The sequence below is a fragment of the Wenyingzhuangia fucanilytica genome (genome assembly GCF_001697185.1).
GTDB classification, from domain to species: domain Bacteria; phylum Bacteroidota; class Bacteroidia; order Flavobacteriales; family Flavobacteriaceae; genus Wenyingzhuangia; species Wenyingzhuangia fucanilytica.
The window spans coordinates 1,272,942-1,288,672 of record NZ_CP014224.1 but is presented as its reverse complement, the minus strand read 5'-3'; the positions used below and the strand labels follow the sequence as shown (position 1 = coordinate 1,288,672).

Genomic DNA, 15,731 nt, shown 5'->3' with positions numbered 1-15,731 from the left:
TTTTAAAATCTAATTTTAAAATGTTCTTTAGCTTGTTCTCTTCTAAAAAACACCAATCCCCATTTAAATAAATCTACTGTTACTTTTACCTTAGGATGATTTTTAATCACTTCCCAAGCTTCTTCCATTCCATCAGACCAATAAATATCATCAAAAATAAAAACAGAATCGTTGTGAGTACTTTCTAAACATTCTTCAAAATATTTTAAAGTAGCTTCTTTTTGATGATTCCCATCAAAATAAATTAAATCATACTTTTTTTGAGACACTAACGATGGCAACACCTCATCAAAACCCGAGTTGTAAGAAGTAATTTGTGATTGAAAATCATGCTTTTCAAATTGGTTTTTAGCAACCTCTAAAGTTTCTTTACAACCCTCAATAGTATCAATTTTAACTTCTGAATTATTAATACACATGGCAGCAGTACCTAAACCTACTGAAGTTCCTAACTCTAAAACAGATTGAATATGTAAATGATTCATCAACCTATTTAATAACAATCCGTATTTTTTAGAAACACTTACTTTATCAACCAAATCTGATACTTTTCTTGTATCATTTTTAAACACTCTAGATCCAGCTCCTAAATCTTTAACCTTTATAGTTTTAGAAGATTTTTTTAAACCTTCTCTATATTCCTTATATTGATGAACAACAGTACTGGATGATTTTTTATAAATGCACTCTGTTACCAATTTAAAAACAAATGGAGAATGCACCCCATGCTCATTGGTAGATTTTGTTAAGTATTTTATGTATTTTTTAACCATATATCACAATAAAACAAGCGTAAAAGTAAAGCAAATTAATGTTACATACTCAAATTTATAATTTTATATTTGTGCTTAGAGCCATTATTTAAGTTAAATGAAAAAACTCCTTATTGCCTTTCTATCATTAAGTTTTTTAATTTCTTGTGTTAGCAACAAAAGAATCACCTATTTACAAGGGAACACTTCTGAAAAAATATACAATTTACAGCACAAAACTTTTAAGACACAGGTTAATGATATCCTTATTATTAAAGTTTCTTCTAAAGACACTGAGCTAACCGAGTTCTTTAATTCTTTAGCCAATAGCAGCCAACAAGCTGGTGGTGGAATAAACATCAATCCTTATTTAACAGGATACCGAATTGATACTCATGGAAACATTAGACTTCCTTATATTGGAGAAATGAATGTTTTGGGATTTAGCATAGATGAAATTAGAATTAAAATTGAAAAAGAACTTTCTAAATACATTCAAAACACCGATAGCTATTTTGTTGATGTAAAATATGCAGGAATTAAATACACTATTCTTGGAGAAATTGGAAAGCCTGGAACCAACTATTTAATGCAATACGAAGCAAATATTATTGATGCCATTGCAAACTCTGGTGATGTTACAGAATATGGTAACAGAACCAATGTAGAAGTTATTAGACAAGAAGAAGATGGTTTAAGAAAATACGAAATAGATTTAACTGATATCAATACCTTTAATTCAGATGTTTTTTTAATTAAAAACAATGATATCATTAATATCAAACCTATTAAACAAAAGCCTATTGGGGTTGGTACTACTGGCTTGAGTGTGTTTAACACTGTTTTATCAACATTCACTGTTATAGTGACTACATTTTTATTCATTAATTCATTATAAAACAAGTTAATGTCTACCAAAAACATAAAAGACCTAACCAAGGAATTTGGATCTATTGATATAAAAAGTTACCTACTAAAAGTTTTTAGTTATTGGAAACTTTTTGTTCTATCTGTTGTGATATCGCTAGCATTTGCTAAGTATAAAAACATGATGGGTACTGATACTTATAAAATCTCTAGTTTAATTACTATTGATGAAAAATCTAACCCAATGTTATCATCTAGCACCAACATTTCTTTTAAATGGGGTGGAGCGAGCGATATGGTTGAGTCTATTAAAGCCGATTTTAAATCGAGAACTCATAACGAAAAAGTAGTTTCTGAATTACAGTTTTACACTAACTATTTACAAAAAGAAAAAATACTTTTAGAAACTAGGTACAAAGATGTTTATGGTTACACTCCTTTTGTTATTAGAATTAACAATCCTGATGGGTATCAAGTACAAGGGCATAAAATTCAACTTATTTTTACCGATGAAAATACTGTAGAAGTATCTTTAGATTTAAATGAACAAAGTAGTTTTCTTAACTTATACAACTACACAAATCACACATCAAAATCAATTGATTTAAACACGAACAACTACACTCAATCTTTTGATCTTAAAAAAAGTATTATCACTCCTTTTTGTGATTTTGACATCCATTTGGTAAATAAACCAACTTTAAACACCCCTTACTATATTAGTTTTAGCTCTTTTAATGGAACTGTAGCTTCATACCAAAGAATTGATATCAATACTGCTGTTACAGGTACTTCTTTACTAAACTTAAGTATACAAGGTGCTAACAAAAAACGTTTGATTGATTATATCAACAAAACCATTTACCTACTTGGAGAAGCTGAAAAAGAAACCAAAATTGAATACGCTGTAAAAACCAAAACTTTTATAGATTCTTTGTTTGGTATAGAGTCTAAAAACTTACAAAACATAGAAGATCAATTAATTAGTTTTAAATCTAAAAACGCTCTTAATTTATCTAGTGAAGGAGAACAAGCTTATCAAGAAATTTTAAATTACACCAACCTACAAAAGGAAATAAAAAACAATACAGAATTATTGTTGAGGCTTAAAAACAATGCCCTTACCAATGATGTTGATATTAAAAACATTCCTTTAACCGAGTTAGGAGATGTAGGATTACAAACTAGCATTTCTGAGTTGATTAATTTTTTATTGTTAAAAGAAAAACTACTATCTAATCACATTTACCCTACTCATCCAGAGTTTATAGATTTAGAGAATAAAATAAAACTTTCTAAACAAAACATTAAAAGTAGAATTGATGCTTTAATAGAATACAACGCTATTAAATCTAACAAAGCAACCGAGGAACTAAACAAGGTTAAAACCTCTATTAAAGATTTACCACTTAAAGAATATCAACTTATACAATTAGAAAAAAATTACACTATTTCTGAAAGTAACTTTAACCTTTTAAAACAAAAAAGTTACGAAGCAGGAGCGGCCATTGCAGCCAATTCTTCTAGCATTAAGATTATTGATAATGCAAAAGATATTGGTCAAGGTCCTTTAGCTAAAAAATCATCATTTAATTATATAGTTGCTATTTTATTAGCCATTATATTACCATTGATTTTTATCACTATTATAGAAGCTTTAGACGATAATATTTATACTGTAGAGCAACTAGAACGTTTATATCATATTCCTGTATTAGGAGTTGTAGGAAAAAACAAAAACAAATCTAATTTGGTATTGTTAAATAGTCCTAAATCATCGGTATCAGAATCGTACAGAGCTTTAAGATCAAACATTCCTTATTTATTTCACAAAGAAGATGTTCAAAAACCAAACAAAACCATTCTTTGTACTTCCTCTATTAGTGGTGAAGGAAAAACAGTAACCTCTATGAACATTGCTAGTTCTTTTGCACTAAGTGGTAAAAAAACTATTTTGTTAGGGTTTGATTTAAGAAAACCTAAAATTCATAGAGATTTTGATTTAGAAAATGAGTTTGGTTTGGTAGATTATATTATTGGGCAACAATCATTAGATCAAGTGACTCAAAAAACAGAGGTCGAAAACCTTGACATTATTGTAACAGGAACCATCCCTCCTAACCCTTCGGAATTAATTCTTAGTCAAGCGACTAAAGACTTGTTTGTAAATTTAAAGAGAAAATACGATTATATTATTATTGATACTCCACCTATTGGACTTGTTTCTGATGCTTTAGATTTGATGGATTATTCTGATGCCAATATCTATGTTACTAGGCAAGGCTACACCAAAAAAGGAATGATGAAAATGATAGATCAAAAATACACGAACAATGAAGTAAAAAACATTGCTTTTATTATTAATGATTTTGCACAAACCTCTAAATATGGATACAGATACGGATATGGTTACGGTTACGGATACGGTTCTTATTCATACGGATATCACGCAGAAGAAAAGCTATCTTTAAGAACTCGAATTAAAAACATTCTTAATCCTAAAAAAGGAATATAAATGAAGTTGAATTTAAAAAACAAAAAAATAATAGGACCAACTGTTATTGTTGTCTTTATTGTTTGGATGCTATTTTTTGATTCTAACTCTTATTTGTATCAACTAGAATACAATAGAGAAATTAATAAGTTAGAAAAGACAATTGATTTTTATAAATCTGAAATCAAAAAGAATAGAAAAACAATTGAAGAACATGCCGTGCAAGAAAACATCAATAACTATGCACGAGAAAAATATCACTACAAAAAAGACGATGAATTTTTGTATTTAATAGAGTATGATACTATAGATTAAAAAAAGAGCTTTCTAAAATTTAGAAAGCTCTTTTTTTATAAATATGATTCTTAATTAATAATCGTTTTTAGATGCTTTTTTGCTCCCTTCGTAAATATCGTACTTTACAAACTTACAATCTAAATCACTGTTTTTAATTGCTATTCTTCTACTAGTTCTCAATCCAACATGCTTTAAAGCTTCAATATCCGAAGTAATAAACCAAGCTGTTGAATTGTGATAATTATGCTTTAAAGTATCTCCTATACTCTTGTAAAAACCTTCTATATCATCCAATTTTAATCGCTCTCCATAAGGTGGATTAAACAATATAGTGGTCGGACCAAATACTTCCTTTTTAGAATTAAAAAAGTTGATATGATGTACTCCTATAAACTCCTCTAAATTAGCACTCGCAATATTTTCGTTGGCCTTTCTTACTGCAGATGGAGCTTTATCAAACCCCATTATTTTACATTGAGGATCTCTAATTTTTTTAATTAATGAATCTTGAATGGCAAAAAATAAATTTTCATCATAATCTTTCCATTTTTCAAAAGCAAACTCTTTTCTATTGATGTTTGCCGGAATATTACAAGCCACCATTGCTGCCTCAATTAAAATTGTAGCAGATCCACACATAGGATCAATAAAATTTTGTTCTCCCGTATACCCCGATAACAAAACCAAACCAGCAGCCAATACCTCGTTGATTGGTGCCAAGTTGGTATTCATTCTATATCCTCTTTTGTGTAAAGAATCTCCTGAACTATCTAAAGAAACCGTACAAAACCCATATCTATCTATGTGTACATTTACCTTTAAATCTGGATGTTTAATATCTACATCGGGTCTAGCATCGTATTTAGCTTTAAAATAATCTGCAATAGCATCTTTAGTTTTTAAAGCCAAATAATGTGTGTTACTAGTTATTCCACTAAATTGATTGGTTCCTTTGGTTGCAAAAGTTCCCCTTACATCTAAATATTTTTCCCAACGAATTTTTAATAAATTCTTATATAAATCATCTTCGTTTTTAACCTTAAACTTTATAATAGGTTTTAAAATTCTAATAGCGGTTCTTAAATACAAATTTGCTTTGTACATAAATCCCTCATCACCAACAAATTCAACCATCCTAACCCCAGCTTTAACATCTTGAGCACCAAGTTGCTTTAACTCATTACTTAAAACTTCTTCTAAACCTTGTAAGGTAATGGCTACCATTTTAAAGTTAACTCCCATATACTTGTATATTTTAGACCACAAAAGTAATTGATTGTAATGTCTTTTGAATAAAACTACTAAAGAATAAATTAACTAAATTTGAACTTCAATTAAAAAAGTACATGGAAAACACTAAAACTTGGTTTGGCGAATGGTTCAACACGCGTTATTACCATATTTTATACAAAAACAGAAACAACGATGAAGCCAAAGCATTTATGCAAAACTTGGTTTCCTTTTTAAAACTTCCTAAAAACAATTCAATTTTAGATTTAGCCTGTGGAAAAGGAAGGCATTCTATTTTTTTAAACACACTTGGATATCCTGTAATTGGAGCAGATTTGTCTAAAAACAGTATAGATTACGCCAATCAATTTGCCAATAATACTTTAAAGTTTATTGTACAAGATATGCGTAAGCCTTTTAACATTAAGGTTGATGCCGTTTTTAATATGTTTACCAGTTTTGGATATTTTGATGAAGACAGCGATGATATTAAGGTTTTACAAAATATTGAAGACTGTTTAAATGATGAAGGAGTTGCGGTAATTGATTACATGAATGTAAACAAAGTGATAAAAAACTTGGTAAATGCTGAAGTGGTAACACGTGATGATATTGAATTTAATATCAAAAGACACGTAACTGATGGATTTATTACCAAAGAAATATCTCTTAACGAAAATGATGAAACCCTTCATTTTCAAGAGCGTGTAAAAGCCATAGATTTAGAAAAATTCAAACACTATTCTAAGCAAGCCAATTTAAAAATTAAACATATCTTTGGCGACTATAATTTATCTGATTTTGATGTAGAAAACTCAGATAGACTTATCTTGATTTTAACAAAATGATATACGTTTATTTAATTGTTTCTGTCTTAGCAAGTGTATTATTTGTAAGCATCAGTCAACCAAACAAAAAGTTTATACAACTACTACTTTCGTTTAGTGGTGCGTATTTATTATCAATGACGATTAGTCATTTATTACCCGAAGCTTTTGGAATTTTAGATCACAATCACGAGCATTCAAACACCATAGATTCTAAAATGGTTGGTGTTTTTATACTTATTGGTATTATCATACAATTGGTTTTAGAATCTTTTTCTAAAGGAGCAGAACACGGACATGTTCATATTCACGATTCAAAAAAACAATTTCCTTGGATGTTGTTTATTAGTTTGTGTATTCATGCTTTTTCCGAAGGAATTCCTTTAGGATACGCAAATAATCAATCTTTTTTATGGGCTATTGTTATTCACAAAGTTCCTGTAGGAATTGTATTAACTTCTTTCTTTTTAAAACATGAATACGATTTAAAAAAAGTTGTGTTTTTTATGACCACTTTTGCTTTGATGAGTCCTTTGGGAAGTTTTTTAGCCTCTAAAATTTACTTTTTTCAAGATTATCAACATCAAATTACAGCGTTAATCATTGGTATTTTCTTACATATATCTACTGTAATTCTTTTCGAAAGTTCAGAAAACCACAAGTTTAGTTACCCTAAATTTATTGCCATTTTATTAGGGATGGCAATTGCTTTATTTTAATTGTCATCAACAAAGATTAGTTTTAAAAAGAAGAACTTCTAAAATATTTCATATTCAATAATTGATTTTTAGCTTTGCAAAAAAAAGTATGATTTGTAAGTTAGAATCAAAAAAAATAGAAGAACTCAACACAACAAATATCATTACACAAACTCCTTTTTGGGGTCGAATTAAAAAAAATCAAGGTTTACTTCCACTCGGATTCGAATTAACTGTTTCAAAAGATTTATTAGATGTAAATGAAGATGCTGATGTAAAAACAGGAGAAGATTTATTGATACTCACAAAAAAAATTGATGACAATACCTGTTTTGCTTATGTTCCTTATGGTCCAAAATTAGAACCCTCTTTTGAAAACCAAGGATTGTTTTTAGAACAATTATCAGAAGCTATAAAACCGCATCTTCCCTCAAATTGTATGTTTATTCGTTATGATTTAATTTGGGAAAACCAATGGGCGGTAGAAGATGAATATTTTGATAAATCTGGAAATTGGATTGGCCCTCCCATCTCAAAAACACAGGAATATCGTGTAAACTTTAAAACCAATCATTGGAATTTAAAAAAAAGTATAGGAGATGTGTTACCTAAAAATACTTTTTTTCTTGATTTAACATTATCGGAAAAAGAATTACTTAAAAACATGAGATATAATACGCGATACAACATCAAAAAAGCTTTTAAGAATGGAATTCGTGTAAAAGAATATGGTATTGAACACATTAAAGATTGGTACAAACTTTACCACGACACTGCTGTTAGGCACGATATCCCCTTACAAAGTGAAGATTTTTTTACAACTATATTTACCAATCAAGATCATCACAATAAAGGAGTAACCGTTAAAATGCTAATGGCTGATTTAGATGGGGAGTTCCTTGCTTCTATGTTTTTAGTTTTATCCAAAGAACGAGGAACTTATTTATATGGAGCATCTTCTTCTTGTAAAAACAACCAAATGGCTAGTTATGCACTTCAATGGGAATCTATAAAAATTTCTAAAAATTGGGGATGTATAGAATACGACATGTTTGGATCGGCACCAAATTTAGAAAAAACACATCCTTTGCACGGTGTACATATTTATAAAAAAGGATTTGGTGGAGATCTTTATCACAGAATGGGATGTTGGGATTATCCATACGACAAAGAATTTTACGACTTATATCAATATAAAGAACAGTATCTTTAACCTATGAAAACAGATATTCAAAACAGAGTAGACATCAATAAATTGGTTTGTGCCTTTTATGATGAAATCAGAAAAGATGATTTATTAGGCCCTATTTTTAACAGAATGATTCCTAATGAAGATTGGCCAGCACACCTAGAAAAATTAACTGATTTTTGGGAAACAAATTTGTTTGGAATTCCAAAGTTTAAAGGAAATCCTACCCAAAAACACTTAGCAACAGATGCTACTTTTAACCACATGATTACTCAAAAACATTTTGATCATTGGTTAAGTATCTGGAAAAAAACAATTGATGGTTTGTACGAAGGTGATTTGGCCACTAGAGCTCAAATGGCAGCTTTTAGTATTGCTCACATTCAGAATGTAGTTATTGCCAGAAATAAACCCAAAAACAAGAAAGAGTAGCTGTTTAGCTACTCTTTCTTATATTTTCCCATATTAACATCTCTACTCCGTTCGATGCCCTAATGAATTGGTGTTTAAGCGGAATCAAGAATATATTTAAACAAATATTACTTTCTCAATCATTCCATCTTTTTACCTTTTACCAACGACCATCTTCCAAAACTACCAATCAATAGGCTTATAATCTTTTAAAAACTTACCACACCAATGTTTTCCAGTGTTTATTCCATCAAACAACGGGTCTATTACACGAGCTGCACCATCAACAATATCTAACGGAGGCTGAAAATCGTGTACTTCTACTTTTTTCTTAGATAATTCAGCAGGATCTTCATCGGTTACCCAACCTGTGTCCACAGCATTCATGTAAATTCCATGTTTTGCAAATGTTGATGCGGAAGTATGAGTTAACATATTTAAGGCTGCCTTTGCCATATTGGTATGTGGATGTCTATCTTCTTTTTTAAATCGATAGAACTTCCCTTCCATAGCAGATACATTAATAATATGCTTCATTCCTGTATTTTCCTTTTTCATCAACTCACCCAAACGGTTAATTAACACAAAAGGTGCTACAGAATTTACCAACTGAACCTCTACCATTTCAGTAGTTTCTATCTCTCCTATTTTTAAACGCCAACTATTGGTTTTACGTAAATCAACTTGTTGTAAATCTGCATCTAATTCCCCTTCAGGAAACACTTCATTAGTTACTAAAGAATTATCAAAACTATAAGGAATTTGAGATAATTTAGCCGAAGCTCTTAATCCAACTCCTGGTTGTTCTCCATGCCAACTTACTGGTGCATTCTTATTGGTTGCTACTACACTACCGCTTAATAAACTCAACTCTTCTAAACAACCGTAGTGATCACTTAATAGTTCTTGAGCATTCACAGGCAAAGCAGACAAAGGTTTCTCTTCTGTTTCCATCATATGAGTATAGAAACCTGCTGGTCTTCTTACCGTTTGTGCGGCATTATTTATTAAAATATCTAATCTATCGTATTTTTGCTCTATATAGTTACAGAAAATTTCTACACTTGGAATATGCCTTAAATCCAACCCGTGAATTTTTAAACGATGTCCCCATTCGTGAAAATCTGCTTCTTTGGCAAAACGAATGGCAGAATCTGCAGGAAAACGAGTCGTAGCAATTACCGTAGCTCCTGAACGTAACATCATTAAAGTGATATGATAACCTATTTTTAAACGAGATCCCGTCATAATAGCTACTTGACCAGTTAAATCAGCAGTTTGGAAACGTTTAGCATAATTAAAATCTCCACACTCGGTACACATACTATCATAAAAATGATGTAGTTTGGTATACAACGTTTTACACACATAACAGTTTCTAGGAGACTCTAACTCCGGAGTATCCTCTTTTTTAACCTCGGTAAAAGTCAACATTTTTGGAGCTTCAAAAACAGCCGATTCTCTAGCAGAACGAATTCCTGTTTCTTTTCGAGCATGTTTATCTCTCTCTTGTTGTTTACGTTTTGCTGCTTTCTTTGCGTTTTTTCTACGCTTGTCTTGCTCTTCTTTGGTAGGCCTACTCAACAATCCTGCTACTTTCATTAAAGCCACACGTTGTTCTTCTGGCATTTCAAAAAGTTGATTGGTATCTTCTAACAAAGATTCAATTGTTTGAATACATTGCTTTACTTCTGCTTCATTTACAGATGATTGTTTAGAATTCTCTGACATTTGTTTGTGTAAAAATCGAATGCAAATATACGATATACTGTATGATTTATAACACTATTCTATAAGAAGTTAAGCATCATTTTTATCATCATCAGATCTAATTTCTCTATTTAATTTATAAAGTAATTTATATTTTGCTTGGCGTGTTTTCCATCTTTCTCTTGCAAATTTTTGCATATCAATAATGGTATCTTTTTCATCCATAATTTCTAAACCTAATAGCGTTTCTATAATGTCTTCCATAGTTACAACACCATCTACTCCACCGTATTGATCCACAATTAAAGCAATGTGTTCTTTTTTCTCTAACAAATTTTCCCAAAGAGAAAACAACACAATATCATTAGAAACTACATAAATATCTCTTTTAATATCTTTTAATTTTAACTCATATTTATTTTCTGCTAACTTTTCAAAAACCTCTTGCCTAAACACATATCCCGTGATATTTTCTTCATTATCAGAATAAACAGGAATTCTTGAATACTTTAAATAATCTTTACTTTTTAAAAAATCATTTAATAATAAGTTTTCATCAGCAACAACTACCACAACTCTTGGAGTCATGATCTCTACTACTTTTACATTTTTTAATCTTAAAATGTTATGAATAATTTTGTGTTCTTTTTCCGAAAAAACTCCTTCATCTGCTCCAATACTTGCCAAAGCAGCAATTTCTTCTCTACTAGTGGTTTGTTCTTTTTTATCAGATGAAAATAGTTTGGTAATCAATGCAGACATCATTACCAACGGATAAGTTAAAAACACCATTCCACTAATAACATGTACAGAAATCACAGCCAATTGTCTCCAATAATTAGCTCCCATTGTTTTAGGAATAATTTCTGTAAACACAAGAATTAGTATGGTTAACACCGCCGATACCATTCCAAAAGAAGCCTCTCCGTATATTTTAACAGCTTGTGCTCCAACCCCTGCCGCTCCAATAGTATGAGCAACAGTATTCATAGATAAAATAGCAGACAAAGGTTTGTCTATATTACTTTTATACCCTATAAAAGTGGTAGCCCAACTAGCTCCTTTTTCTTGCTTAACAATTAAGAATGACTGAGGAATAGACAAAAGTACCGATTCTAATATTGAACATACAAATGAAACAAACAAGGCTAAAAACAAGTACAAAAACAGTAGAATCATTTCTTTTTAATTAAATATACAATTTTTATGAGTTTTATAAAATATAAACACTCCTATCCTAAAACATTCTTTAATTTATATAAACTTGGTCAATAGGGCTAGAACTGTAAGTAATTATTTATTTTTACTACCAATCACATAAAATTTATTTCATGACAATTACTTGGAAAGACATCATGCATTTTACTGTAAACGGAAATCCAACACCAGACAAAAGAATAGAAAAAACAACTGAGGAATGGAAACAAATCTTAACACCTCATCAGTTTAAAATTACTCGTTTATCTGGAACAGAAATGCCACATACAGGAGCGTATTGTAGTAGTCACGAAGCAGGAATATACAATTGTGTTTGTTGCGAAAATGAGTTATTTGATTCTACTATTAAATTTGAATCTGGTACAGGATGGCCAAGTTTTACTCAACCTATAAAAACCAATGCCATAAAATATATTAAAGATGAATCACATGGTATGATTAGAGTAGAAATTCAATGTAATAATTGTGATAGCCATTTAGGGCATGTTTTTCCCGATGGACCAGAACCAAGTGGATTACGCTACTGTGTAAATTCAGAATCTTTAATTAAAAAATAACATGGCAAACATAGAGCAAGCTACACTTGGAGCAGGATGTTTTTGGTGTATAGAAACATTTTTTAACGAAATAAAAGGAGTAAAAAAAGCCATTTCTGGTTATAGTGGAGGAACCGTACCAGGTACTCCAACATACAGAGAAGTATGTTCTGGCTTAACGGGACATGCAGAGGTGGTAAGAGTTGAGTTTGATGCAGATATCATTTCTTTTGAAGAAATTTTGTTCTTATTCTTTACTGCTCATGACCCCACTACCCTAAACAGACAAGGAGCAGATGTTGGAACTCAATATCGTTCTGCTATATTTTATCACAACAAGGAACAAAAATTAATTGCAGAACAAATTGTTAAAGATGTTCAACAATATTTTGACAATCCTATTGTGACAGAAATAAGTCCATTAATTAATTATTTTGATGCAGAAGATTACCATCAAAATTACTATAAACAAAATCCTGATCAAGGATATTGTGCCATGGTAGTAGGGCCCAAATTGAACAAATTAAGAAAACTACATGCCGATAAATTAAAAGATTTTTAAGATTTGGAAATAGTACATCAAAAAGATAAAAATAGATATATTTTAAAGGTAAAAGACGCAACTGCTTTTGTAGAATATAGCATCAAAAACAATAAAATGTATTTAACCCATTCCGAAGTTCCAGAGAATTTAAGAGGTCAGGGCATTGGAAAAATACTGGTTGAAAAAACTTTTGAAAAACTAACTCAAGAAGGCTATCAAGCTGTAGCTGTTTGTGGTTATGTAAAAATAGTTGTTCAACGCAGTGAAAAATGGAAACAGATTATTTCCTAACCCAGTTTTATTTAAAATTCTTATAAGTTTGTCGCCTCTCACTCTCCTAGTAGTTATTATGAGTTTAGATTAACTTTTTACTTTCTACTTTTAAACCTTATACTACATCATATGAAATTAAACATACAAAATACCTTTACTAGCGAATTACCTGCTGATAATAATCCTGAAAACTTTACACGTCAGGTAGAAAATGCTTGTTATTCCCTAGCCACTCCCATTAAAACAAAAGCACCTAAATTAATACACGTAAACAAAGAAGTTGCTAAAAAATTAGGATTCTCTAAAGAAGATTTAACAACTAAAGACTTTGAAAAATTAATTACAGGGAATAGTATTTACCCAAATACAGAACCTTATGCCATGTGTTATGGAGGACATCAATTTGGAAATTGGGCAGGACAGTTAGGAGATGGTAGAGCTATTAATTTATTTCAAGTAAAAACCGATAAATCTTATACTTTACAGCTTAAAGGTGCTGGTAAAACTCCTTACTCTAGAACAGCAGATGGTTTGGCCGTGTTGCGTTCTTCTATTCGTGAATATTTATGTGCAGAAGCCATGTATCATTTAGGAGTTCCCACTACTCGATCTTTATCTTTGGCTCTTTCTGGTGATGATGTATTAAGAGATATTTTATACAATGGAAATCCTGCTTATGAACCTGGAGCCATTGTTTGTAGAGTAGCAGAAAGCTTTATCCGTTTTGGAAATTTTCAAATATTTGCATCAAGAAATGATAAAACTACTCTAGCTGCTTTGATGAACTATACCATTCGTCATCATTTTCCACATCTTGAAGAAAACAACAAAGAAGATTACGCTAAACTTTTTCAAGAAATTGTAGATGCTACTGTAAAAATGATTGTACACTGGCAACGTGTAGGCTTTGTACATGGGGTAATGAATACAGATAATATGTCTATTCTAGGGTTAACTATTGATTATGGTCCTTATGGTTGGCTAGACAATTACGATCCTGACTGGACTCCAAACACAACCGACAGACAAAACAGGCGTTACCGATACGGTCAACAACCTAATATTGGTTTGTGGAATTTATATCAATTAGCCAATACTTTTTACACCTTAACAGAAGATGCAGCCCCTTTAGAAACAGCATTAAACAGTTATAAAACTCAATTTGAAGAGCAAAACCTACAAATGATGTGTGCTAAAATTGGAATTCAAACTCCAAACAAACAAGATTATATTTTAATACAGTCACTAGAAACCAATTTAAAGCTGATAGAAACAGACATGACCATCTTCTTTAGATTACTTTCCACCGCTAATAGTATTGAAGATTGTTTGGAAGCTTTTTACATTCCCGAACAACTAAAAGGTGAGGTATTAACAGAATGGCAAGCTTGGTTTGACCAATATCAAACAAGATTAGAAAGCGAAGATATTTCTAAAGAAGATAGAGTTTTAAAAATGAATGCTGTGAACCCAAAATATGTATTGCGTAATTACATGTCTCAACTAGCCATAGAAGCAGCAGAACAAAAAGACTATAGTCTGGTTGAAGAATTATATCAAGTAATTCAAAATCCTTATGATGAACAACCAGAATATCAAAAATGGTTTGCTAAAAGACCCGATTGGGCTAAGAAAAAAGTAGGCTGTTCTATGCTTAGTTGTAGTTCATAATACGCTTAAAAGTTTTATTTTAAAATCTGTTTAGAAAACCATCAAACTAAAAGAAAAAGAGCAATGACAAAAATCGGACTTGGACTAGCCGCCTTAGGTAGACCTGAATATATTAATATTAGAGAAGATAAAAACATAGATAAAAGTAAAGAGGCCTTTAAAAACAATGCCTACGATATGCTTAATACTGCTTATGATTTAGGAATTCGTTATTTTGACACTGCTCCCTCTTATGGTAAAGGAGAAGAGCTATTAAAAACTTGGCAAGAAAACAATAAACACACAGACAGTACTTTAGCAACAAAATGGGGTTATACCTATGTGGCCAATTGGGAATTAGGCTATAAAGGAGACCATGAAATCAAGGAACATAGTATAGAAAAATTGATAGAACAATGGGAAACTTCTAAGAAAATGTTACCCAATTTAAAAGTTTATCAAATACACTCTGCAACCATAGAAAGTGGAGTTTTAGAAAATGAGAAAGTATTAAAAAAATTAGCAGAAATTAAAAAAGAAACTGGTCTTTTAATTGGGCTGACTACTAGTGGAGCCAACCAAAGCACAGTTCTTAAAGAAGCCATGCAAATTAAATTAAACACTCAATTTTTATTTGATGTTTTTCAAGTAACCTATAATATTTTTGAACAAAGCACTTATAACACTTTAGTTGATTTGATTAAAAATGACAAAAAAGTGGTTATTAAAGAAGGGGTTGCTAATGGAAGAATATTTACCAATACTCCCGATTTATTAAATCAACTATCTAAAAAATATAATGTTGGTATAGATGCTATTGCCTTACGTTTTATTGTTGACAGTATAAACCCATCAATTGTTTTAAGCGGAGCATTTTCTAAAAAACAATTAAAATCAAACTTAAAGACATTAAATTTTCAACTAACCGCAGATGAAATTGAATTACTAAAATCCTTAAAAAAGGAACCTATCCATTATTGGAAAGAAAGAAAATCTTTATCATGGGAATAAAAAAAAGCATCAATAAAATATTGA

General features: G+C 30.7%; 16 protein-coding genes. 12 read left to right on the top strand and 4 right to left on the bottom strand.

Annotated elements, in window-relative coordinates; all coding sequences use genetic code 11:
- Positions 1-2: 2 nt before the first annotated feature.
- Positions 3-773, bottom strand: coding sequence for an O-methyltransferase (locus AXE80_RS05395; protein WP_068825173.1), 771 nt, complete (start codon positions 771-773; stop codon positions 3-5).
- Between the two features lie 97 nt (positions 774-870).
- On the opposite strand from AXE80_RS05395, the gene AXE80_RS05390 reads away from it, so the two are divergent.
- Genes AXE80_RS05390 through AXE80_RS05380 form a run of 3 tightly spaced genes read left to right on the top strand, consistent with a single transcriptional unit; the run spans position 871 to position 4,428 of the window.
- A complete protein-coding gene (locus AXE80_RS05390; RefSeq protein ID WP_068825171.1) occupies positions 871-1,650 on the top strand; it encodes a polysaccharide biosynthesis/export family protein in 780 nt (259 codons plus the stop codon).
- A 9-nt stretch (positions 1,651-1,659) separates the two neighbouring features.
- Positions 1,660-4,134 (top strand): polysaccharide biosynthesis tyrosine autokinase, encoded by a 2,475-nt coding sequence (locus AXE80_RS05385; RefSeq protein ID WP_068825169.1) that lies wholly within the window; start codon positions 1,660-1,662, stop codon positions 4,132-4,134.
- Entirely contained in the window at positions 4,135-4,428 is a 294-nt protein-coding gene (locus AXE80_RS05380) for an FtsB family cell division protein (RefSeq protein ID WP_068825167.1), read from the top strand. It begins immediately after the preceding gene.
- A 54-nt stretch (positions 4,429-4,482) separates the two neighbouring features.
- Here AXE80_RS05380 and AXE80_RS05375 read toward each other — a convergent pair whose 3' ends face one another.
- Entirely contained in the window at positions 4,483-5,652 is a 1,170-nt protein-coding gene (locus AXE80_RS05375) for a THUMP domain-containing class I SAM-dependent RNA methyltransferase (RefSeq protein ID WP_068825165.1), read from the bottom strand.
- Between the two features lie 104 nt (positions 5,653-5,756).
- Between AXE80_RS05375 and AXE80_RS05370 the strand changes: the two genes are divergently transcribed.
- The 4 genes from AXE80_RS05370 to AXE80_RS05355 all read left to right on the top strand — a co-directional run bounded on the left by AXE80_RS05370 (position 5,757) and on the right by AXE80_RS05355 (position 8,786).
- On the top strand, positions 5,757-6,488 hold the full coding sequence (locus AXE80_RS05370; protein WP_068825163.1) for a class I SAM-dependent methyltransferase: 732 nt from the start codon (positions 5,757-5,759) through the stop codon (positions 6,486-6,488).
- Positions 6,485-7,186 (top strand): ZIP family metal transporter, encoded by a 702-nt coding sequence (locus tag AXE80_RS05365; protein WP_068825161.1) that lies wholly within the window; start codon positions 6,485-6,487, stop codon positions 7,184-7,186. Before AXE80_RS05370 ends, AXE80_RS05365 begins: the two co-directional genes overlap by 4 nt.
- An 88-nt stretch (positions 7,187-7,274) precedes the next feature.
- Positions 7,275-8,378 carry a lipid II:glycine glycyltransferase FemX gene (locus AXE80_RS05360; protein WP_068825158.1) on the top strand — a complete coding sequence of 368 codons (1,104 nt, stop codon included), beginning with the start codon at positions 7,275-7,277 and terminating at the stop codon, positions 8,376-8,378.
- Between the two features lie 3 nt (positions 8,379-8,381).
- On the top strand, positions 8,382-8,786 hold the full coding sequence (locus AXE80_RS05355; protein ID WP_068825156.1) for a group III truncated hemoglobin: 405 nt from the start codon (positions 8,382-8,384) through the stop codon (positions 8,784-8,786).
- A 162-nt stretch (positions 8,787-8,948) separates the two neighbouring features.
- On the opposite strand, the gene AXE80_RS05350 is transcribed toward AXE80_RS05355, so the two are convergent.
- Entirely contained in the window at positions 8,949-10,496 is a 1,548-nt protein-coding gene (locus tag AXE80_RS05350) for an SDR family NAD(P)-dependent oxidoreductase (protein ID WP_068825154.1), read from the bottom strand.
- Between the two features lie 69 nt (positions 10,497-10,565).
- Positions 10,566-11,654, bottom strand: coding sequence for a CNNM domain-containing protein (locus AXE80_RS05345; protein ID WP_068825152.1), 1,089 nt, complete (start codon positions 11,652-11,654; stop codon positions 10,566-10,568).
- Between the two features lie 152 nt (positions 11,655-11,806).
- On the opposite strand from AXE80_RS05345, the gene msrB reads away from it, so the two are divergent.
- The 5 genes from msrB to AXE80_RS05320 all read left to right on the top strand — a co-directional run bounded on the left by msrB (position 11,807) and on the right by AXE80_RS05320 (position 15,707).
- Positions 11,807-12,250 carry a peptide-methionine (R)-S-oxide reductase MsrB gene (gene msrB, locus AXE80_RS05340; RefSeq protein WP_068825150.1) on the top strand — a complete coding sequence of 148 codons (444 nt, stop codon included), beginning with the start codon at positions 11,807-11,809 and terminating at the stop codon, positions 12,248-12,250.
- 1 nt (position 12,251) lies between these two features.
- Complete coding sequence (gene msrA, locus AXE80_RS05335; protein ID WP_068825148.1) at positions 12,252-12,791, top strand: peptide-methionine (S)-S-oxide reductase MsrA; 540 nt, start codon at positions 12,252-12,254, stop codon at positions 12,789-12,791.
- Positions 12,792-12,794: 3 nt separating this feature from the next.
- Positions 12,795-13,064, top strand: a complete 270-nt coding sequence (locus tag AXE80_RS05330) for a GNAT family N-acetyltransferase (RefSeq protein ID WP_068825146.1) — start codon at positions 12,795-12,797, stop codon at positions 13,062-13,064.
- Positions 13,065-13,175: 111 nt separating this feature from the next.
- The gene (locus AXE80_RS05325) at positions 13,176-14,717 is read left to right on the top strand and encodes a protein adenylyltransferase SelO (RefSeq protein ID WP_068825144.1); all 1,542 of its coding nucleotides are present in this window, start codon (positions 13,176-13,178) and stop codon (positions 14,715-14,717) included.
- A gap of 63 nt (positions 14,718-14,780) precedes the next feature.
- The gene (locus tag AXE80_RS05320; RefSeq protein WP_068825140.1) at positions 14,781-15,707 is read left to right on the top strand and encodes an aldo/keto reductase; all 927 of its coding nucleotides are present in this window, start codon (positions 14,781-14,783) and stop codon (positions 15,705-15,707) included.
- The last annotated feature ends 24 nt before the right edge of the window (positions 15,708-15,731 follow it).